This window comes from Macrococcus sp. S115, from assembly GCF_030067655.1.
GTDB classification, from domain to species: domain Bacteria; phylum Bacillota; class Bacilli; order Staphylococcales; family Staphylococcaceae; genus Macrococcoides; species Macrococcoides psychrotolerans.
In genome coordinates this window covers 88,422-108,612 of sequence record NZ_JASJES010000005.1, presented here as the reverse complement: position 1 = coordinate 108,612, position 20,191 = coordinate 88,422, and the positions used below count along the sequence as shown (strand labels likewise).

22 protein-coding genes are annotated in these 20,191 nt (G+C 37.3%); 11 read left to right on the top strand and 11 right to left on the bottom strand.

Annotation, left to right across the window (positions count from 1 at the left end; all coding sequences use genetic code 11):
* Nucleotides 1-14: 14 nt before the first annotated feature.
* From QNJ52_RS07580 to QNJ52_RS07570, 3 genes are read right to left on the bottom strand one after another with little or no spacing between them, the layout of a single operon-like run.
* Nucleotides 15-1,187 carry a M20 metallopeptidase family protein gene (locus QNJ52_RS07580; protein ID WP_283722232.1) on the bottom strand — a complete coding sequence of 391 codons (1,173 nt, stop codon included), beginning with the start codon at nt 1,185-1,187 and terminating at the stop codon, nt 15-17.
* Nucleotides 1,187-2,365, bottom strand: a complete 1,179-nt coding sequence (locus tag QNJ52_RS07575; protein WP_283722231.1) for an amidohydrolase — start codon at nt 2,363-2,365, stop codon at nt 1,187-1,189. The genes QNJ52_RS07580 and QNJ52_RS07575 overlap by 1 nt, the downstream gene beginning before the upstream one ends.
* Entirely contained in the window at nt 2,340-3,518 is a 1,179-nt protein-coding gene (locus QNJ52_RS07570; RefSeq protein WP_219493292.1) for an amidohydrolase, read from the bottom strand. Before QNJ52_RS07570 ends, QNJ52_RS07575 begins: the two co-directional genes overlap by 26 nt.
* Before the next feature lie 159 nt (nt 3,519-3,677).
* Here QNJ52_RS07570 and QNJ52_RS07565 point away from each other — a divergent pair, with 159 nt between their 5' ends.
* The 5 genes from QNJ52_RS07565 (at nt 3,678) to QNJ52_RS07545 (ending at nt 9,168) form a co-directional block, all read left to right on the top strand.
* Nucleotides 3,678-4,868 carry a glycine C-acetyltransferase gene (locus tag QNJ52_RS07565; protein ID WP_283722230.1) on the top strand — a complete coding sequence of 397 codons (1,191 nt, stop codon included), beginning with the start codon at nt 3,678-3,680 and terminating at the stop codon, nt 4,866-4,868.
* A gap of 174 nt (nt 4,869-5,042) precedes the next feature.
* Entirely contained in the window at nt 5,043-5,996 is a 954-nt protein-coding gene (locus QNJ52_RS07560; RefSeq protein ID WP_120785931.1) for an NAD-dependent epimerase/dehydratase family protein, read from the top strand.
* Between the two features lie 192 nt (nt 5,997-6,188).
* Nucleotides 6,189-7,259: a branched-chain amino acid aminotransferase gene (locus QNJ52_RS07555; RefSeq protein ID WP_283722229.1), complete on the top strand. Its 1,071-nt coding sequence runs from the start codon at nt 6,189-6,191 to the stop codon at nt 7,257-7,259.
* Between the two features lie 91 nt (nt 7,260-7,350).
* Nucleotides 7,351-8,385: a PTS sugar transporter subunit IIC gene (locus QNJ52_RS07550; RefSeq protein WP_241427463.1), complete on the top strand. Its 1,035-nt coding sequence runs from the start codon at nt 7,351-7,353 to the stop codon at nt 8,383-8,385.
* 90 nt (nt 8,386-8,475) lie between these two features.
* Nucleotides 8,476-9,168 carry an HAD family hydrolase gene (locus QNJ52_RS07545; protein WP_283722228.1) on the top strand — a complete coding sequence of 231 codons (693 nt, stop codon included), beginning with the start codon at nt 8,476-8,478 and terminating at the stop codon, nt 9,166-9,168.
* 49 nt (nt 9,169-9,217) lie between these two features.
* Here QNJ52_RS07545 and QNJ52_RS07540 read toward each other — a convergent pair whose 3' ends face one another.
* A complete protein-coding gene (locus QNJ52_RS07540) occupies nt 9,218-9,874 on the bottom strand; it encodes a deoxynucleoside kinase (protein ID WP_283722227.1) in 657 nt (218 codons plus the stop codon).
* A 1-nt stretch (nt 9,875) separates the two neighbouring features.
* Entirely contained in the window at nt 9,876-10,475 is a 600-nt protein-coding gene (locus tag QNJ52_RS07535; protein WP_283722226.1) for a deoxynucleoside kinase, read from the bottom strand.
* Between the two features lie 72 nt (nt 10,476-10,547).
* Here QNJ52_RS07535 and tadA point away from each other — a divergent pair, with 72 nt between their 5' ends.
* Both tadA and QNJ52_RS07525 read left to right on the top strand, forming a co-directional pair.
* Nucleotides 10,548-11,033 (top strand): tRNA adenosine(34) deaminase TadA, encoded by a 486-nt coding sequence (gene tadA, locus QNJ52_RS07530; RefSeq protein ID WP_219493284.1) that lies wholly within the window; start codon nt 10,548-10,550, stop codon nt 11,031-11,033.
* A 63-nt stretch (nt 11,034-11,096) separates the two neighbouring features.
* A complete protein-coding gene (locus tag QNJ52_RS07525; protein ID WP_120785935.1) occupies nt 11,097-11,966 on the top strand; it encodes a Cof-type HAD-IIB family hydrolase in 870 nt (289 codons plus the stop codon).
* A gap of 16 nt (nt 11,967-11,982) precedes the next feature.
* On the opposite strand, the gene QNJ52_RS07520 is transcribed toward QNJ52_RS07525, so the two are convergent.
* The 5 genes from QNJ52_RS07520 to thiD all read right to left on the bottom strand — a co-directional run bounded on the left by QNJ52_RS07520 (nt 11,983) and on the right by thiD (nt 15,541).
* A complete protein-coding gene (locus QNJ52_RS07520) occupies nt 11,983-12,540 on the bottom strand; it encodes a sugar O-acetyltransferase (protein WP_283722225.1) in 558 nt (185 codons plus the stop codon).
* A 1-nt stretch (nt 12,541) separates the two neighbouring features.
* On the bottom strand, nt 12,542-13,420 hold the full coding sequence (gene folE2 / locus QNJ52_RS07515; RefSeq protein WP_283722224.1) for a GTP cyclohydrolase FolE2: 879 nt from the start codon (nt 13,418-13,420) through the stop codon (nt 12,542-12,544).
* A 13-nt stretch (nt 13,421-13,433) separates the two neighbouring features.
* Nucleotides 13,434-14,096, bottom strand: a complete 663-nt coding sequence (gene bshB2 / locus QNJ52_RS07510; protein WP_283722223.1) for a bacillithiol biosynthesis deacetylase BshB2 — start codon at nt 14,094-14,096, stop codon at nt 13,434-13,436.
* 13 nt (nt 14,097-14,109) lie between these two features.
* Nucleotides 14,110-14,466, bottom strand: coding sequence for a YojF family protein (locus QNJ52_RS07505; RefSeq protein WP_211517734.1), 357 nt, complete (start codon nt 14,464-14,466; stop codon nt 14,110-14,112).
* A gap of 244 nt (nt 14,467-14,710) precedes the next feature.
* Nucleotides 14,711-15,541: a bifunctional hydroxymethylpyrimidine kinase/phosphomethylpyrimidine kinase gene (thiD, locus tag QNJ52_RS07500; protein ID WP_283722222.1), complete on the bottom strand. Its 831-nt coding sequence runs from the start codon at nt 15,539-15,541 to the stop codon at nt 14,711-14,713.
* 95 nt (nt 15,542-15,636) lie between these two features.
* Here thiD and QNJ52_RS07495 point away from each other — a divergent pair, with 95 nt between their 5' ends.
* The 4 genes from QNJ52_RS07495 (at nt 15,637) to QNJ52_RS07480 (ending at nt 18,592) form a co-directional block, all read left to right on the top strand.
* A complete protein-coding gene (locus QNJ52_RS07495) occupies nt 15,637-16,296 on the top strand; it encodes a uracil-DNA glycosylase (protein WP_283722221.1) in 660 nt (219 codons plus the stop codon).
* Complete coding sequence (locus QNJ52_RS07490; protein WP_283722220.1) at nt 16,293-16,601, top strand: DUF5327 family protein; 309 nt, start codon at nt 16,293-16,295, stop codon at nt 16,599-16,601. The genes QNJ52_RS07495 and QNJ52_RS07490 overlap by 4 nt, the downstream gene beginning before the upstream one ends.
* A gap of 19 nt (nt 16,602-16,620) precedes the next feature.
* Nucleotides 16,621-16,983, top strand: coding sequence for a DUF423 domain-containing protein (locus tag QNJ52_RS07485; protein WP_120785942.1), 363 nt, complete (start codon nt 16,621-16,623; stop codon nt 16,981-16,983).
* 151 nt (nt 16,984-17,134) lie between these two features.
* Nucleotides 17,135-18,592 (top strand): APC family permease, encoded by a 1,458-nt coding sequence (locus tag QNJ52_RS07480; RefSeq protein WP_283722219.1) that lies wholly within the window; start codon nt 17,135-17,137, stop codon nt 18,590-18,592.
* A 181-nt stretch (nt 18,593-18,773) separates the two neighbouring features.
* On the opposite strand, the gene QNJ52_RS07475 is transcribed toward QNJ52_RS07480, so the two are convergent.
* On the bottom strand, nt 18,774-20,126 hold the full coding sequence (locus tag QNJ52_RS07475; protein ID WP_219493276.1) for an APC family permease: 1,353 nt from the start codon (nt 20,124-20,126) through the stop codon (nt 18,774-18,776).
* Nucleotides 20,127-20,191 lie beyond the last annotated feature (65 nt).

Here is a 20,191-nt window from a genome sequence, read left to right as displayed (position 1 = left end):
CTCATAGCTTTTTTTTATTTTAGTTCGTTCATTTTTTGTATGAGTGCTAAGAATATTTTGGGACCATTTAACAGACCATTTTCATCCATATCAAACTTTGGATGATGATGAGGATAATCTGCTTGTATTGCCGTGTTTTTTACTCCAGTATTAAAGTAACATCCCGGACGTTCTTTTAAGAAATAAGCGAAGTCTTCACCGCCTAAACTAGGAGCGGTAGTAACAACATTATTGATGGATGAAATGTTTTTAGCAATATTCTTGAGCCATAATGTTTCTTTCTCGCTATTGACAAGTGCAGGATATCCGTGGGTGTATTCAAGATTAATTTCTACATTGAAGCTTTTTTCTATTCCATTGGAAATTTCATGCAATCGCTGAATAATTACATTTTTGATCTCCTCTTTGTATGTGCGTACTGTACCTGTTAATGTAACACGATCTGCAATAACATTAAACGCATCTCCACCTTTAAACTCACCAATGGTTACAACGCCCGTCTCTATAGGATCTACGCTGCGTGATATGATTGTCTGAAGCTGAGAGATTAAGTGGCTTGCTGCTACTATAGAATCATGTGTTACATGAGGTGTCGCACCATGTCCACCTTTACCTTGTATAGTAATCTTCAATGAATCTGCATGACCGTATGACGGTCCTGTAATAAAGCCAACGTCACCGGTTTCCATACTGCTAGATGAATGTGTACCAAACACGAAGTCTACACCTTCTAATATCCCAGCTTCAATCATGGACTTTGCACCGCCAGGCAGCACTTCTTCAGCATGCTGGAAGCATAATATAACATTCCCTTTAATTTCGGATTCATATTTCTTTAAAATTTTTGCAGTAATCAGTAACATTGCAGTATGCCCGTCATGACCACATGCATGCATTACGCCTTGCACTCGTGAGCGATAAGGTACATCTTTTTGATCATTAATTGGTAATGCATCAAAGTCTGCTCTGAGTAATACTGTTGGTCCATCGCCTTGTCCTGAAAGTTTACCGTATAGGCCATATCCTCCGACATTTGTTACTATTGGAATATTAAGTTCAGTTAAATAATCTTCGATAAATTTAGAAGTATTTTTTTCTTGAAAAGAGAGTTCCGGATTCCTATGTAAGTAACGTCTAATTTCTATAAGTTCTTCCCTATAGTTAATGACCTCATCTGTCCAGCTCATTATTTATCCTCCTTGTTGAAAAAGTCTTCAGTCGCTTGTAAAAATACTTTAACGGCATTGAGCATGCCCGTCTCATCAATATCAAATTTCGGGTGATGATGTGGGAAATCGGCTTTAAAGTTTTCGTTACGTGTCCCTGTATAGAAGAAAGAACCCGGAACACGTTGTAAATAGTAAGAGAAATCTTCTCCGCCAAGAGAAGGTTTTAGTTCGACAAGTTCCTCGATATCTTCTATCTTTCTCGCGGCATTAACAATAAGGTCAGTCTCATTGATAGTATTTACTACAGGTGGATAGCCTTTACTATACTTAAGTTCATAAGTAATACCCATCGTAGTAACCAGTCCTTCGAGACATCTTTTTAATTCATCTATCATCAATCTTTGTGTCGTCGGATTAAATGTTCTTATCGTACCGGCTATTTTAGCACTATCAGGGATGACATTATTTTGGTCTCCAGCTTGTAGCTGTGTTACGGATATGACAGCAGGTGTAGTAGCGCTTGTTTTACGTGAAACGATATACTGAAGATCATTACAGAGTCTAATAGTAGCAGCAACAGGATCGATTGTAGTGTCAGGATGTGCAGCATGTCCACCTTTCCCGTTTATTGTAATCCAGAAATCATCAGGTATGCCAGTTGCAGTGCCGTATTTATAGCCTAATTTTCCTACTTCTAGATCACTGGAGACGTGTTGACCAATGATAGCATCTACGCCTTTCAAACAATTGTCCGCAATCATTTGTATCGCGCCACCAGGGTCTACTTCTTCAGCATGCTGGTGTATAAAAACAAGATTCCCGTTTATTTTATCGAAGTTCTTTGCAAGAATCTTTGCAGTGATCATAAGTATGGCTGTGTGTGCATCATGTCCACAAGCATGCATCACGCCAGGGACTTGCGATTTATAAGGTGCATCTTTCTCATCTTGTATTGGTAATGCATCAAAATCTGCACGTATCGCAAGCGTCGGAAGTGATTCATCTTTGATTAACCGACCGACAACGCCTCTACCACCGACATTACGTTCTACTGTAATACCTTGCTCCTCAAGAAATGCTGCGATATACTTAGGTGTTTTTTCTTCTTGGAAAGAGAGTTCCGGGTGCATGTGCAAATGTCTTCTTATTGCTACTAATTCATCATAGTATTCATTGACTAGGGTTATCATACACATGCTCCTCTTTTAATATACATAAGAATAACTTTACAGCATCAATCATTGCCTGTTCATCAAAGTCAAAGAGTGGATGATGATGAGGTGCAGTTATCCCTTTTGCTTTATTTCCTGCTGCTGTTAAGAAGAATGCACCTGGTTTATGCTGTATGTAGTATGAAAAGTCTTCACCAATCATCAATTGCTCTGTTTCTTTGTATTCAATACCTGCATGTTGTGCAGCACGCTGTATGACTTCTACAGATTGCGTGTCATTAATAACAGCAGGATAGCCATCGATATAATTGAATGTGTACGTTGCTCCTTTAGCTGCAGTAATGCCTTTAATCTCTCTGTCCATCGCTTTCTTAATCAGTGCCTTAACTTCAGGATTAAAAGTCCGTACTGTACCTGTACAATAAGCGCTATCACTGATGACGTTAAAAGTATCGCCTGCGACGACTTTACCTATTGTCAGGACAGCTTGTTCAGTGGGGGCCACATTACGTGAAACGATTGTCTGCAAATTGATAATGAGTTCGGCTAGAACAACAATGGCGTCTACTGTTGTATCGGGGTGAGCTCCATGACCTCCCTTTCCTTGCACAGTAATATGAAATGTATCTGGGCTAGCCATTAGCGCACCATTTCTTGAATAGATAGCACCCTGTTCATAAGGAGACCATAGATGATTACCATAAACTTTATCAACACCGGCTAGTGCTCCATCATTCACCATATCATGTGCACCACCTGGGGCGACTTCTTCAGCAAATTGAAAAATTAGCGTGACCGAACCTGTTATTAATTCATAAGTTGAATTTAGAAGTCTTGCAACAGAGAGTAAAATTGAAGTATGTCCGTCATGTCCACAAGCATGCATAACGCCATCATTTTTAGAACGATAATCTACATCTTTCTGGTCTTGTATCGGCAGTGCATCAAAGTCCGCACGTAGAGCGATAGATGGTCCTTCACCATTTGATATGTTTGCTACAATACCTTTACCACCCACATGTTCTCTAATTTTGAAATGTTTGAGATGCGTTAAAGAATTTAATATGTATGCGTATGTCTTTTCTTCATGAAAACTAATTTCAGGATGTTGATGAAGATATCTTCTGATCTCCACCATCTTATCAAAATCATTAGCGATTAATTGTTCAATGTCCATTTCAACGCTCCTTACTTTAAAAAAATTTAATATTTCTAGTGTATCAAAAAGTTTAGAATATTTAAACTTCTTAACACCAAAATTTCAATAGTGCGTTCATTAGAACTCCTAAAATAGTTGTGTTATGATGATAGTGAAAATGAAAAGGGGTGTCAATTTATGACTAAAGCTTTACAATCGTTCTTAACGGAGCGTTTAGACGAACTAAAGGACAATGGTTTATACAATGAAATTAATGTAGTACAAGGACCAAATGGTGCTAAAATTAAGATTGATGGTAAAGAACTTATCAACTTATCTTCTAATAACTATTTAGGGTTAGCAACACATGAGCGTTTAAAGAAAGTTGCAAAAGAAGTGGTAGATTCTCATGGCGTAGGTGCGGGGGCAGTTCGTACGATTAATGGTACTTTAGACTTACATGTGCAATTAGAAGAGAAATTAGCAGAGTTCAAAGGGACAGAAGCTGCGATTGCATATCAATCTGGTTTCAACTGTAACATGGCTGCTATTAGCGCAGTAATGGACAAAAATGATGCAATTCTTTCTGATGAATTAAACCACGCTTCAATCATTGATGGTTGTCGTTTGTCAAAAGCGAAAGTTATTCGTGTTAATCACTCGGATATGGCTGATTTACGTATAAAAGCAAAAGAAGCGGTTGAGTCTGGTTTATACAATAAAGTGATGTATATTACTGATGGTGTTTTCTCAATGGATGGAGATGTTGCAAAACTCCCTGAAATCGTAGAAATTGCTGAAGAATTTGGATTAATTACGTATGTAGATGATGCACATGGATCAGGTGTTATGGGTAAAGGGGCAGGAACAGTTAAGCACTTTGGTCTTCAAGATAAGATTGACTTCCAAATCGGGACATTATCTAAAGCAATCGGCGTCGTAGGTGGATATGTAGCAGGAACTAAAGATTTAATCGACTGGTTAAAAGTGGCTTCACGACCATTCTTATTCTCTACTTCTCTAGCACCAGCTGATACACGTGCAATTACGGAAGCAGTAACAATACTTATGGAATCTACAGAATTACATGATAAATTATGGGAAAATGGAGACTACTTAAAAGCAGGGTTAGAAAAATTAGGCTTTGATATCGGTCATTCTGAAACACCCATCACACCATGTATTATCGGTGATGAGAAGACAACTCAAGAATTCTCTAGACGTTTAATGGAAGAAGGCGTATATGCAAAATCTATCGTCTTCCCAACAGTGCCACGTGGAACAGGGCGTGTACGTAACATGCCGACAGCAGCACATACGAAAGAAATGCTTGAAGAAGCGTTAGCAATCTATGAGCGAGTAGGGAAAGAATTAAACATTATTAAATAGTTTATTGGCTGGAGTGCACCTCCAGCTTTTTTATATATGTTCATGTAAAAAGATAAATAAATGTATTCTTATGGTGGACATGTAAGCGTTTTTAATATAGAATCTAGGGGGTAATAGTCAATATATTAATTATTTGTTCGTTTCGGGAATACAGTTGTATAAGGGGAGAATGAAATGGAAAAGATTATGATTACGGGTGCTTTGGGTCAAATTGGTACAGAATTAACATTAAAATTAAGAGAAATCTATGGGGTGGATAATGTATTAGCTACTGATTTACGTCATCCTGAAGCAGGTGCTAAAGTATTAGAAGGGCCATTTGAAGAACTAGATGTAACGGATGCTGAGCGCATGGATAAATTAGCTTCAGACTTTAATGCTGACACGATTATGCATATGGCAGCACTCTTATCCGCAACAGCTGAAAAGGATCCGGTATTTGCGTGGAACTTAAATATGGGCGGCTTACTTAACGCTTTGGAAGTTGCACGTAAATATAATATGCAATTCTTTACACCGTCTTCGATTGGTGCATTTGGACCAAGTACACCAGCTGACAACACACCACAAGTTACAGTTCAACGTCCTACAACAATGTACGGTGTAAATAAAGTTTCTGGTGAGTTATTATGTGACTATTACTTCCACCGCTTTAATGTGGATACGCGTGGCGTACGTTTCCCGGGACTTATCTCACATGTCAAAGAACCGGGTGGTGGTACAACGGATTATGCAGTAGAGATTTACTTCAAAGCAATTCGTGAAGGTAAATATACTTCATACATAAACAGTGGTACTTTCATGGATATGATGTTTATGGATGATGCGATTGATGCAATTATTAAGTTAATGGAGGCACCTTCTAAAAACCTAAAAGACCGTAATGCTTTTAATGTAACTGCAATGAGTGTTGATCCGGAAATGATTGCTGCAAGCATTCGTAAATTAGTGCCAGACTTCGAACTTGATTATGATGTAGATCCAGTGCGTGAAGGTATTGCACAAAGCTGGCCAGACTCAATTGATGCAACAGAAGCAAAGAAACAGTGGGGATTTGATCCTAAGTTTGATTTAGATGCAATGACGAAGGAAATGTTAAATGCAATTAAATTAAAAGAAAATAAATAATTGATGAATCTTATAAAAATCCAAAGAAATGAGTAGTATCAGCTACCCATCTCTTTGGATTTTTTTAATAGCATAATGGAAGCGTTTTAATTGTATATAAGAATTAGAATTTTCTAAAAACTTATTGAAAAAGGAATTTGGAGTTGCTATACTAAGTGACATTAATAATAAATTTTGAAGGGATTGGATGAAATGGTAGTAGTATTTGAAGTGGAAGAACGAATGCACAAACAGCAAAAACCTAATCCTGAAAACTTAGGATTTGGTAAGTTTTTTACAGATTATATGTTTTCAATGGATTACTCAAATGAAGAAGGTTGGCATAACAAAAAAATTATCCCTTATCAAGAAATCTCCATGAGCCCTGCTTCACAAGTGCTTCATTATGGTCAGGCAGTATTTGAAGGGCTGAAAGCTTACAAGACGCAACACGGTGTTCAGTTATTTCGACCTGATCAAAATTTTAAACGAATGAATCAATCATGTGAGCGTTTAGAAATACCCCAGATAGATGTTGAAGAAATGGTACAAGCGCTCAAACAGCTTGTTGAACTCGAGAAAGATTGGATTCCAAGTGGTGCAGGTCAATCTTTATACATTAGACCGATTGTATTTGCGAATGAACCTTTCCTAGGTGTACGACCAGCGATCAGCTATAAATTTCTGATTCTTTTATCTCCAGTCGGTGCATATTATGGTGGTGGGCAATTAACGCCAACGAAAATCTATGTTGAAGATGAATATGTTAGAGCTGTTAGAGGTGGTGTGGGATTTGCTAAAGCAGCAGGAAACTATGCTGCAAGTTTAATTGCACAGTCTAGAGCTGAAAAATTAGGCTATGATCAAGTGTTGTGGCTAGATGGTGTAGAACAGGCTTATATTGAAGAAGTAGGGAGTATGAATATTTTCTTTGTTATCAACAATAAACTCGTTACACCTGAACTGAATGGTAGTATATTACCGGGGATTACACGAAAATCTATTTTAGAGCTTGCAGAGCATCTAGGGTACGAAGTGGAAGAGCGCCGCATTAGTATCCAGGAGGTTGTGGATAATGCAAAGAATGGTAGTTTAACAGAAGTATTCGGTGCAGGAACAGCAGTCGTTATCTCACCGGTTGGCGAGATTAAATATAAAGATGATGTATTGACGATTGGTGATGGCAATACAGGTAAGATTACTGAAGAACTATATAGTGCTTATACTAGTATTCAAAGTGGTTCGAAAGAAGATCCGTTTGGATGGTGTGTATCAGCAGAATAATTATTAAGGAGTGGTTCAACTATGGATATTCATATTTGTAACGATAAAGAAGGTCATATTATGTAAAAACTAAAAATAGGAGTGGATGATTATGGAACATGAGATGAGTAGAAAAGACTATTTTAAAGATCGATTCGAAAAGGGAGCACAAGGTATCTCGGCAGGAATCTTTGTAGCGCTCGGGGTAGGAATGTTATTGAAGTCAATTGGAGGTTTATTGCATATTGATTTATTAGTTCTTTTCGGTACGATTTCGATGTTAATTTTAGCACCGGCACTAGGAGGAGCTATCGCTTATAGTTTAGGCGCAAATGGAATTACATTAGTTTCTGCTATGGTTGCTGCAACAATCGGTGGTAATGCACTGAAAGAAGTAGATGGAGCTTTTACAATCCAGACAGGACTACCTATCGGAGCAATTATCGGTGCAATCGTAGCAACTTATGTCGGTAAGAAAGTAACCGGAAAGACCATTCTCGATATGATGGCAGTGCCAGTATCTGCAGTGCTTGCTGGTAGTTTAGTAGGTTATTATCTAGCACGCGTTGTGGAACCTGCATTAGTTGTTATTTCGAAATCAATCGCTCAATCTGTAGAAGGACAACCACTCATCTCGTCTGTAGTGATCGCGCTCGTATTTGCAGTTATCGTAATGACCCCAGCATCGTCAGCAGCACTGGTTATTGTCTTACAACTTGATCCAGCATCTTCTGCGGCAGCACTCGTCGGTATCTCAGCACAATTCGTCGGATACACAGCGATGGGGCTAAAGGATAATGATCTAGGTGGCTTCTTAGCGCAACTCGTGTGTACGCCTAAGGTTCAGTTCCCGAACATTGTAAACAACCCTAAAATTACGATTGCGCCTCTCGTAGCATCTGCAATCAGTGGTCCAGTTGCAATTCTGTGGTTTAAGCTGGGCGTACCCTATGAAATTGGTGGTATCGGTTTATGCGGCTTCATCGCACCGATGCAAATTTTAAATGATCAAGGCATTGTCGCATTTACGCAGTTTATGATTGCAGGCGTCTTTCTACCGCTTGTCGTAACGTATGTATTACACTACGGTGTTGCACGACGTTTTAATCATGTGAAAGCAGGGGACTTAACTTTAGAAATCAAATAAATAAAATATCTCGCTCAAGTTAGAGTGAGATATTTTTGCGTGAAAAGGTTATAAAATAATAAAAGTGAAGTTAGGGAGTAGACAAAAATTATGACGAAATTAATCATTTTTGATAAAGATGGGACATTAATGAAATTAGGACATCCGGTGGTGAAGTTAGCTGATGATTTGATCAATGAATTTTCAGTGCGTACAGATATTCATGTGCCAAAATCTGAAATAAAAGACGCATTCGGTATTGTCGATGATCAAGTTGATAAATTGCTTGGTGCACAAACAACAAAGGCAATCGTATCCAGTTTAGAAAAGCTTCCGAATGGTGATGCGATGGCCAGCTGGTTACTTAAAAAGATTGAACATGCAACGTCTGACAATGAAGTGGAAGACATCGAAATTATTGAAGGTGTCGAGGAAACATTGAAATCTCTACACGATAAAGGTTACCTTCTTGCTATCGTATCAGCAGATGACAATGCATCGATGGATTTATTCATAGATAAATATGGTATTCGTGAATATTTCGATAAGATTATTACGAGTGATTCATCAGATTATCATAAACCACAAAAAGAGTTGGTGCAGCTTATAATGGATGAGTTAAATGTTGAAAAAGAGGATACGATGATGGTAGGAGATACTGAGATGGATGTTGAACTTGGTCAGAATGCTGAAGTCAGAAAAATAGTAGGCGTATTATCAGGCTCTGGTGATGCACAAGATTTGCGAAATGCGGATATAGTATTAAATAGTGTGGCTGAGATTGTTGATAGGTTAGGGTTATAAACCAATATAAAAATGGTGCGGTAATGTTTTACCGTACCATTTTTAATATTTATCTTTTATGCATTGCACGATGTGTGTGGATTACTTTAGCAATCTTCTCAATCACTGGATCAAGTGAATCGATATCTCCATATACATCATATTCATTGATATTAATTCTTACGACAGGGCATGCATTGAAGTTCTCAATCCATTCGACATAACGCGTATATAATGCACGCCAATAAGTTTCATCTGTTTCTATTTCCATTTGACGACCACGTTCCGCGATACGATTAATCACATCTTCATAATCGCTTTCTAAGAAGATTAAACAGTCGGGTTGCGGGAAGTATGGCGTCATTACCATTGCTTCGTATAACTGATAATAAGTTGCGAAGTCTTCTTTCGTCATCGTGCCGCCTTCTTCATGCATCTTAGCAAAGATATCTACATCTTCATAGATGGAGCGATCCTGTATAAAACCGCCGCCATATTCAAACATACGTTTTTGTTCTTTAAAACGTTCTGCAAGAAAATAGATTTGTAAATGAAAGCTCCAGCGATCAAAATCATTGTAGAATTTTTCTAAGTAAGGATTGTTATCTACTTTTTCAAAAGAAGTTCTGAAGTTTAGCTTCTCAGCCAGTGCTTTTGTTAACGAACTTTTTCCGACTCCGACAGTACCTGCAATAGTGATGATTGCATCATTAGGGATTGTATACATATTAAGCTCCTATAAAATCTTTTATTTGTTGTACGATATACTCATAATCTGCTGCATTATTTACAAAGTCTGTATCGCTTGTATCGATAAGTATCGTCTGATGATCATGTTTCATTGATTCATATACACGTCTATAATCCTCGGTTAACTTTAATAAATAATCATCTTCGATATGAGATTCAAAGTCGCGATTACGTAGCTGAATGCGTTGTTTAAGTACATCTAGATCTGCTGTTAAGAACACAGTAACGTCAGGTCTGCGAACTTCTCGCGTCAATATATCGTAAATTTCTTCGAACATCTTATATTCTTTATCATTTAAAGTGTTGTTTGCGAATACTTTATTTTTAAGAATATGATAATCGCTAACTACAGATATATCATTTGATAATTCTGTTAAAACCTTATATCTGTTGCATAGGAAAAACATTTCTGTCTGAAAGCTCCACTTATCGATATCTTCATAAAAGTCAGATAAGAAAGGATTTTCTTCAACGATTTCATAGATGGGGGTTAAATTTAAAGTGGATGATAACTTCTTAGTCAGTGAACTTTTGCCGACACCGATCGGTCCTTCTATTGCTATAAATAAAGGTGCCATATTTCTCTCCTCGAATGTTAAAATAAAATAGTATTTGTATTGTACCATAAAATAAATAAGGCGGATGAAGAAATGAATCATGAAATCTTTATGCAGATGGCGATTGATGAAGCAAAAAAAGCATATAAAATCAATGAAGTACCTATTGGAGCAATCGTTGTAAAGCATGGGGAAGTTATTGGCCGTGGCCATAATTTACGAGAATCGTTACAAAATCCACTGATGCATGCAGAAGTTGTTGCGATAAATGAAGCAAGTAAAAATATTGGCTCATGGCGTTTAGAGGAATGTGTATTGTATGTGACACTTGAACCTTGTGTAATGTGTAGCGGAGCAATTGTAATGAGTAGGATTCCGACTGTCGTATACGGTGCTCATGATGCAAAAGGTGGTTGCAGTGGATCGCTCATGAACTTGTTGCATGAATCACGATTCAATCATCAGGCAACAGTAATTGCAGGTATCAAACATGAAGAATGCAGTCTATTGCTTAAAGATTTCTTTAAAACACTTAGAAATAATAAATTACTCGAGAAGAATAAGAAACTAAAAGAGTAACATCTTTAGATAAAAGTCACTGAATTTGATACACTGTATGTATTAATAATAGGAGATGAAATGATGATTAGACTAATCGCAACAGATATGGATGGTACATTATTGAATAGTGCGCATGAAATCTCAGAAGAAAATATTCAAGCGATTAAATATGCACAATCGAAAGGTGTCACTGTGGCTATTGCGACGGGACGCGCATTCTATGAAGCAAATACGCCTGTGAAACCAACTGGACTTAAAGTCCCTTTTATTTGTCTGAATGGGGCAGAAGTACGCGATGAAGCCTTCAATATAATATACACTTCTAAGATTAGTGATGAACAGATTAGGCTCATCACAGAAACTCTTAAAAAACATCATCTATACTATCAGGTATATACGAGTGCACGTATCTATACTGAAGATAAAGAGAAGGATCTTGAAATTTACATAGATATTGCGGAGAAAATGGGGCATACTCCAGATGTTGAAAAGATTCGTAAATCAATACAAAAGCGTATAGATAACGGCTCTTTAAAAGAAGTCGATAGTTATGAAGAAATATATAAACGTGAGGGTGAGGTTGTTCTGAAATTCCTGGCGTTTTCTAGTGATTTGTCAAAGATAGATGCAGCAAAGGCTGAACTTGCTGAATATAATAGTTTAGCAATATCATCATCATCAAGAGGGAATATAGAAATTACGCATACTAATGCACAAAAAGGAATTGCATTGGAATCCATATGTGAAAAACTGAATATTACGATGGATGAAGTGATGGCCATTGGTGATAACTTAAATGATGTTTCAATGTTAGAACGTGCTAAATATTCATTCGCTATGTCTAATGGAGCAGAGGAAGTTAAGCAGGTTGCTAAATACATGGCCGGGGACAATGAAGAAAGCGGTGTAGGACGCGCAATTATGCAAGTTATGAATGGAGAAATAAAATAAGCAGCCGTCTGGCTGCTTATTTTATTTGCCTGATTACTGTTGCAGGAATGCCTGCAACGACAGCATTATCTGGTATGTCTTTTGTTACAACTGCACCGCTCGCAATAACGACATTATTACCTATCTTTACACCTGGATTAATGATACTGCGTCCACCAATCCAGCAATTATCACCAATCACAACAGACTTTGCATACTCTAAACCGCTATTACGTTGAATAGGATCAATCGGATGAGTGGCTGTATAGATATGCACACCTGGAGCTATCATACAGTTATCGCCAATTGTAACTGACGCGCCATCTAAAATCGTTAAATCATGATTTGAATAAAAGTTTTCACCTACGTGAATATTATAGCCATAATCAACACGTATATTTGCTTCGACATGAATGTGCTCGCCCGTGGTTCCGAAGATTTCTTTAATGAGCTGACAGCGAGCATTTACTTCATCTTCTGGCAGATTATTGTAACGACGTGTCATAAGCTTTGCATTCATTCTATCGTGCGCAAGTTGTGCGTCAGAGGGATTATATATAGCACCTTGTAGCATCTTTTCTTTTTCAGTGAGCATATTATTTATTATACGTCAGACGTGCAAAGGCATCATGCTGATGAATAGATTCTTCATTGCGACATTCAATTGTAAAACCTGTAACGAAATCAAGTTCTACTAAATCAGCTGCAATTAATCGTAATAAATCTTCGACAAAACGTGGGTTTTCATATGCACGTTCCGTTACTGATTTTTCATCTGTACGTTTTAATATTGGGTATAGCATTGAACTAGCGTTGACTTCCATCGCTTCTAAGATGCGTTCTTTGAAGTTTGCTGGTAATTCACCTTCTGGTGCAAAGTCAGCTTTAACTGTCACGATACCGCGTTGGTTATGAGCAGAGTATTCGCTGATTTCTTTAGAGCATGGGCAAAGTGTTGTTACCATTGCAGTCAATGTTAACGATTTATTAACTGTCGTATCACCTTCAACTGTCATAGAAAAACGTGTATCAGCATGTCCGATTGCACGTAGGTTTGTTACTGGACTGAAACGGTCAAAGAACCATTTTGCATCTACATCAACAGTCGCATCTTTTTGATGCATTACTGTCTGTAAAGTAATTAATACTGTTTTTAATGTATCGAAATCAAGCGATAAACCATTATCATAATGGGCTTCAACTGATTCTAAAATACGGCTCATGTTAATGCCTTTTTCATCTTTAGCTAAATGCGTGGATAGGCTAAATGTTCCTGCTGTTTGATAACCATCCAGTCGGACGGGATATGTTAAATTTTTAATACCTACATGATCGATTTCAAATAAAAAATCTTTTTTCGAACTTTGCAGGTCTGTCATCTTTTCTTTCTCAGTAGGTTTACTCCCTTTAATAGGATCTACCGAACCGAAATGTTTCCATCGACCTTCACGTGTATTTAAATTATATTGATCCATCTCATTCTCCTAATTAAACTTCGTATTCGTAGAAGCGTTCTTTTCGAAGCCACATATCTTGTGCCGCTTCTGCTTCTTGTGTATTTGCCGCTAAATTTTCTAGCATTGGTCCTGTTTGCGATGCATGTGCACCTAATACATTCATCTTTCTTTCTTCATATCCCGTAATATCATATTCAACATTTGGTTCTCCGATATTCTCAACAGTATCATTACTAAAAGCGACTAATTGTAATTTAGGCTTTTCACCCTCCATACGACGCACCGCTTCAACTACTGCATCTGCTGTGGCTTCGTGGTCTGGATGTACAGAGTAACCTGGATAGAACGAAATGATTTTTGAAGGATTTAATTCATTGATTAATCCTGTCACCATGTCGACTAAGTCATCTAATAATTCAAATTCTAATGTCTTATCACGGTAACCCATTTTGCGTAAGTCGGTAATTCCCATTACGCGACAAGCTTCTTCTAATTCTTTCTCACGAATCTTTGGTAATGATTCACGGGTTGCAAATGGCGGATTCCCTAGGTTTCTCCCCATTTGCCCTAGCGTTAAGCATGCATAAGTAACTGGCGTGCCTGCATCTATATGTTTCATAATCGTACCTGATACACCGAATGCTTCATCATCCGGATGAGGGAAGATTACGAGCACTTGTCTTTCTTGTTCCATCATCATTTCCCCCTTAAACCTCAAATGGCGTTTCGCTTATTTCAAGAGCTGCGGCAAGCTGACCTTGATAGTTTAAACCAGCCATTAAGAAACGGCCTTCTTCGTCAATTTCAAAGTGTGTTAAACCTTGTACATAAATCCAGCCACTATTTAATTTCAAACCGACACGGAAAGGTTCTTTTCCGCCGCCAGTAATAATCCCTTGAATATATGATACTTGAATATTACGTAAGAATGTACCTGCATTGAACACTTTTTGATCAAAGTGACTTGCATAAGCACCATTCGTTGTTTCTACATGTAAATAGACAGGTTTCTCTTGAAATTGATTCAATAGCTCCTGTACTTGTTGTTTGTCGATTAATTCCATTTTCATTACTCCTCAAAGTTTATACTAAACTATTTTACTAAATAAATTGTAAAAATTATACCTTTTGAGCTTGTATAAGAAAAAAAGACATAAAAAAACTGAGCGATATCCGTACTTATAATGCGGTACGCTCGAACTAACGGCGTTCCACGCTCAGGCACGAGTTAAATCAAAAAAGATGACTGGAAACAAAGAACATTTCCTGCCATCTTTTCATAATATTACTCATGTCACAATCTTTTTTTTACACTTCTTTAGTTGTTACTTCAATCTTCTCAACGTTATTGTAAGCACCATGCTGTACTGGTCCTACAAATTCGTTCATTTTCCATCCGTGTTTAATTGCTGATGCGACAAATCCTTTAGCAGCAATTACCGCTTCACGTGGAGATTTACCTAATGCTAAGTTTGCTGTTGTAGCAGCGGCAAATGTACAACCTGCACCGTGATTATATGATGATTGGAATTTATCAGTTGTCAGTAATGTATAATTATCACCATCGTAATATAAATCTAATGCTTTATCAGATTCTAAAGCTTTTCCACCTTTGATAATAACGTGTTTTGCACCACGTTGATGAATGATTTCAGCAGCTTCTTTCATTTGTTCGATTGTTGTTAGTTTACCTAAACCAGATAATTGACCTGCTTCGAACAAGTTCGGTGTCACAATTGTAGCAAGTGGTAATAAATATTTAATCATAGCATCCGTGTTGCCAGGATTAAGCACTTCATCTTCCCCTTTGCATACCATAACAGGGTCCACTACGAAATACGCAGCATCAGAATCTTCAAAAGCTTTGGCCGCACGCTGGATGATTTCTTCAGTTCCTAACATACCTGTTTTAATGGCATCAGGGCCGATAGATAATGCAGTTTTAATTTGTTTATCTAATAATTCAATTGGCAGTGGTGTAACATCATGGCCCCAAGTTTCTGGATCCATTGCGACTACAGCGGTTAATGCCACCATACCGTATGTGTTATATTCCTGGAAAGTTTTTAAGTCAGCTTGCATACCAGCTCCAGCACTTGTATCAGATCCGGCAATTGTTAAAATCTTTTTTAAGCTCATTTTCATTTCCCCTATTCTTGTTTGTTTGTTAATATCATATCATGAATACGTTTAATTCAAAATGATATATTTATAATATATATGAGGTGGATAGTATGGAATGGGAGCAGATTTTTCATGGAATTAAAGAGAAATATAACTTTGATGAAATGGATGAAATATTAGAAAAAGCATATGCAACACAGACAGTATATCCAGCACGTGAGAATATATATAATGCGTTTAAGTTTACGCCATTTAATGACGTTAAAGTTGTGATTATAGGTCAAGATCCTTATCATGGTGCAAATCAGGCACATGGCTTGGCCTTTTCTGTAATGAATGGAACAAAACTTCCGCCATCATTACGTAACATGTATCAGGAGCTGGAAAACGATTTAAACATTCGAAGACATACAGGTGAATTGACAGGATGGGCATATGAAGGTGTGTTATTATTGAATAATGTATTGACTGTTTTAGGTGGTCAGGCACATTCGCATAAAGGTATTGGGTGGGAGCAGTTTACAACTGAAATTATAAAAGCTGTTTCGCAATATAGAGAAAACGTGGTCTTCATACTATGGGGTAAACCAGCACAGAAACTTGAGCCTTTAATTGATAAGACGAAACATAAAGTCATTAAAAGTGTCCATCCAAGTCCATTGAGTGCCTATAGAGGATTCTTTGGATCAAAACCATATAGTCAGACGAATGAATATTTAGTTGCACACAATAAGACGCCAATAGATTGGGGAAGGGAGGATGTTCAGTGAACGATAAACTCATTCAGAAATTGTCCGAAGAAGTTGAAGCGCTTAAACGCGCTTCAACTATTGTAGAATTTAATAAACATCTCTATGCGATAGAAATGATGGCAAATATCGGACAAAGCGAAACGAAATCGATACCTAAACCTGCATATATGCCTGCAGAATCACCACCAGTAAAACAAACTGGACCGCACGAAGCGGTTTCACCAGAAGAACTGAAGATGATGGGTGCTAAAGTTGTATCGAATGATAGTAAGATAAAAACAGATGATGGTTTTGGTAATGGAGATTCAATCTTTGATTTTTAATAAATAGGAGGGCATTAACATGAAATTATTCTTGATTATAGGTGCATTTAACGCAATGTTAGCAGTGGCACTTGGTGCATTCGGTGCACATGGTTTAGAGGGTAAGTTAAGTGAGAAGTACATGGATATATGGGATAAAGCGACGGCGTATCAAATGTATCATGCGCTTGGTATTATTGCGATTGCAATTTTAAATGGTACTACGAAGATGAACTTAAATACAGCAGGATGGTTGATGACGATAGGTATTGTACTTTTTAGTGGGTCACTTTATCTATTGGCATTAACGCAAATTAAAGTGCTTGGTGCGATTACTCCAATTGGTGGTGTCCTGTTTATTGCAAGCTGGGTTATGCTGATGATTGCAGCAATTAAATATTAGGCTTATCATAAAGAAAATTTTGACGAGCATCCCTTAAACTATATTTTATGTTAAGGGATGCTTTTTTATATAAGTCTTCAGAAAAGTATAAGTAGGAATTTACATGTTATGGAATAGATAGATTAGGGTAAAGCATTTCTGAGGTGATTTTATGAGAGGGAAAATTATTAAAAAACCGCAAAAACCTGTACGTAAGGAGCTTGAGAAGAATCTTTCTGAAAAATTTGTATGGGCTATAGCATATGGTTCAAGTATAGGATGGGGTGCATTTATTTTACCAGGTGACTGGATAAAAAGCGCTGGCCCAATAGGTGCTACAATCGGCATACTCCTTGGCGCATTACTTATGATTGTCATTGCAGTAAGTTATGGTGCTTTAGTTGAGAAATTTCCGGTATCAGGGGGTGCATTTGCATTTGGTTACTTAGGATTCGGAAAATATATTGCATTTTTTTCAAGCTGGTTCTTAACTTTTGGATATATATGCATTGTCGCATTAAATGCATCAGCGTTTAGTTTAATCTTTAAATTCTTATTCCCGGGACTTATGACAAGAGGTAAATTATATACGGTCGCCGGATGGGATGTATATGTTGCAGAGATTATATTATCTTCAGTAATACTTATTATATTTGGATGGATAAGTGTTAAAGGAGCAAGTTTTTCAGGAAACTTACAATACGTATTTTGTGTCATATTAGCAGTCGTAGTAATCATGCTATTTATTAGTTCAATGTTTACAAAGGATTTTTCATTTGGATATTTATCACCAATTTTCAACGAAAACATGGGAGCTTTACAATCGATACTTATGATCTTAGCAGTCGCACCTTGGGCTTTTGTGGGATTTGATAATATTCCTCAAACTGCAGAAGAATTTAATTTTGCACCTAGCAAAACATTTAAATTAATTGTTTTTAGTTTATCTGCAAGTGCATTTACATACGTAGCAATGATTTTATTGACGGGCTGGACAGTTAAAGATGCATCTGTATTAGGCGGAGATTTATTTGTTACAGGATCAGTTATCCAGTATGCATTTGGATACATTGGTGTAGGAATACTATCAGTTGCAATACTGATGGGGATATTTACTGGATTGAATGGATTTCTGATGAGTTCAAGCAGATTGTTGTTTTCGATGGGGCGTTCGGGTGTAATGCCGAGAATATTTAGCCGTATTCATCCAAAATACAATACACCATACATAGCAATAGCATTCATTACATTACTGGCGCTTTGTTCTCCATGGCTAGGTAGAACAGCGTTGACGTGGATTGTCGATATGAGTTCTACAGGAGTGTCTATTGCGTATTTAGTGACATGCTTAAGTGCTTATCGTCTTTTTGGACAACGTAATACACTACACTATGACCTGAAATATAAATGGATGGCGTTACTTGGAGTAATTGTGAGCGCCACGTTCCTTATTTTATTACTCTTTCCGGGGTCTCCGGCATCACTTAAACTACCTAGTTATATTGCATTAGCAGTTTGGTTAATAATAGGGATTATATTCTTTATGATTCGTTTTCGTAAACTTAAAGCAATGTCTAAAGAGACATTAGATCACCTAATTTTAGATAAGGAAATAAACAAAAGCAGCTAAAACTTTAGCTGCTTTTGTTTATTTACGTGTTGTATTTTGTTGGTGCGAACGTTTCTCTAATTGTTTTTTTACGATTGGAATTAGGATGGGACTTAATTTAATGATTAGTCGAACTAAACGTTTCATAGTATATCCTCATTTCTGTAATGTATTAGTAGTTATATAACCGTTATTGCGTATATTAAACATGTTTTTTGCGCAACATGAAATAAAATGGAATTCCGATGACTACGAAAAGTACACCGAGCATTGAACCGGTGAAATCACTCATTAATGTACTGATGATAATAAATAGACCTCCACCCATCGCAACGATAGGGACGATTGGATATAACGGTACTGAATAATCGCGTTTTTGTCCTTTATTTTGTTTGCGTAATATAAACAGTCCGATAAAGCTAGCGATATAGAAGATATAAATTACGAATATACATACTTCAGATAAGTAGTCGGCGTTCACGACTTCAGGAATTACGATTGTAAGTAAAAGTAGAATCATACTTACAACATACATTGTAATCATTGCACCGATGGGTGTTTTAAATTTAGGGCTTACATAGCTGATAAATTTCGCGAAGGGCAATAAGTTATCATCAGCCATTGCAAATGGAATACGAGGGAAAGTCATAATTTTTCCGTTCAAGCAACCGAATATCGAGATAATAACGCCGATATTAACAAATTTAGAACCGAGGTCACCGAATAATATTTTAGCGGCTTCCGCAGATGAAGTGTTTCCTAGTCCAACAAGCGTTTCAGCAGGGATGACTTTAAAGACAGCGATATTGATGAGTACATATGCGAATGTAACAACGCTTAGTCCTATAAGCATCGCAAGTGGCAGATTGCGCTTTGCATTTTTCATTTCACCTGTTAAGTTTGTCAGTAGAATCCATCCATCGTATGCAAATAACGTAGCTAGTACGGCACGACCGAAATTAACTTCTCCTTTATTCTCAATTAAGCTTGTCACGTTATGTCCGAATACACCTTCTTTACCCCACAACAAACCGAAGATAATAATAGCGAATACAGGAATCAGTTTACAGATTGTAGTAAAGGTCTGCATCGCACCACCAGCATTTGTACCAAGAATATTAAGAATGACAAGAAAAGTAAATGCTGCGACACCAATCCATATACCTAGGGCTGGATCGATTCCAAAAAAGTTCGTTACGAGTATGCCGAAGAATAATGAAAGTGAAGCGATAATTGCGGGGCCATAGATGACCGTCTGCATCCAACCTGTTAAAAATCCCCAGAAGGGACCATAAATATCTCTAATATAAGCATACAATCCTCCGGTTTTTGGTATTTGTGCGCCTACTTCTGAAATAGTCAGACCTGCTGCTAAAGTTAATACACCTCCGACAACCCAGGCCCAGATTGCAAGATCACTTGTACCTGCATGATTGAGCACTACGGAAGGTTTAACGAACACGCCAGAACCAATAATCGTTCCGATAACTATCGTTATAGCAGTCCAGAATCCTATCGTTTTTTCGAGTGCTTGTTCTCCATGATGTTTATTCATAACGCCACCTCTTTTTATAGTTTTTATCAATATATCATGAAATCAGAATATAAAGAATAGTAATT

Bases quoted from the DNA above. Each gene is read 5' to 3' on its own strand.
- QNJ52_RS07540 (WP_283722227.1), bottom strand. From the start codon at position 9,874: ATGTATACAATCCCTAATGATGCAATCATCACTATTGCAGGTACTGTC.
- QNJ52_RS07495 (WP_283722221.1), top strand. From the start codon at position 15,637: ATGGAATGGGAGCAGATTTTTCATGGAATTAAAGAGAAATATAACTTT.
- QNJ52_RS07475 (WP_219493276.1), bottom strand. From the start codon at position 20,126: ATGAATAAACATCATGGAGAACAAGCACTCGAAAAAACGATAGGATTC.
- QNJ52_RS07555 (WP_283722229.1), top strand. From the start codon at position 6,189: ATGGTAGTAGTATTTGAAGTGGAAGAACGAATGCACAAACAGCAAAAA.
- QNJ52_RS07505 (WP_211517734.1), bottom strand. From the start codon at position 14,466: ATGGAATTAATCGACAAACAACAAGTACAGGAGCTATTGAATCAATTT.
- folE2 (WP_283722224.1), bottom strand. From the start codon at position 13,420: ATGGATCAATATAATTTAAATACACGTGAAGGTCGATGGAAACATTTC.
- QNJ52_RS07550 (WP_241427463.1), top strand. From the start codon at position 7,351: ATGGAACATGAGATGAGTAGAAAAGACTATTTTAAAGATCGATTCGAA.
- bshB2 (WP_283722223.1), bottom strand. From the start codon at position 14,096: ATGGAACAAGAAAGACAAGTGCTCGTAATCTTCCCTCATCCGGATGAT.
- tadA (WP_219493284.1), top strand. From the start codon at position 10,548: ATGAATCATGAAATCTTTATGCAGATGGCGATTGATGAAGCAAAAAAA.
- QNJ52_RS07570 (WP_219493292.1), bottom strand. From the start codon at position 3,518: ATGGACATTGAACAATTAATCGCTAATGATTTTGATAAGATGGTGGAG.
- QNJ52_RS07545 (WP_283722228.1), top strand. From the start codon at position 8,476: ATGACGAAATTAATCATTTTTGATAAAGATGGGACATTAATGAAATTA.
- QNJ52_RS07480 (WP_283722219.1), top strand. From the start codon at position 17,135: ATGAGAGGGAAAATTATTAAAAAACCGCAAAAACCTGTACGTAAGGAG.
- QNJ52_RS07525 (WP_120785935.1), top strand. From the start codon at position 11,097: ATGATTAGACTAATCGCAACAGATATGGATGGTACATTATTGAATAGT.
- QNJ52_RS07485 (WP_120785942.1), top strand. From the start codon at position 16,621: ATGAAATTATTCTTGATTATAGGTGCATTTAACGCAATGTTAGCAGTG.
- QNJ52_RS07560 (WP_120785931.1), top strand. From the start codon at position 5,043: ATGGAAAAGATTATGATTACGGGTGCTTTGGGTCAAATTGGTACAGAA.
- QNJ52_RS07520 (WP_283722225.1), bottom strand. From the start codon at position 12,540: ATGCTCACTGAAAAAGAAAAGATGCTACAAGGTGCTATATATAATCCC.
- QNJ52_RS07535 (WP_283722226.1), bottom strand. From the start codon at position 10,475: ATGGCACCTTTATTTATAGCAATAGAAGGACCGATCGGTGTCGGCAAA.
- QNJ52_RS07575 (WP_283722231.1), bottom strand. From the start codon at position 2,365: ATGTGTATGATAACCCTAGTCAATGAATACTATGATGAATTAGTAGCA.
- QNJ52_RS07580 (WP_283722232.1), bottom strand. From the start codon at position 1,187: ATGAGCTGGACAGATGAGGTCATTAACTATAGGGAAGAACTTATAGAA.
- thiD (WP_283722222.1), bottom strand. From the start codon at position 15,541: ATGAGCTTAAAAAAGATTTTAACAATTGCCGGATCTGATACAAGTGCT.
- QNJ52_RS07565 (WP_283722230.1), top strand. From the start codon at position 3,678: ATGACTAAAGCTTTACAATCGTTCTTAACGGAGCGTTTAGACGAACTA.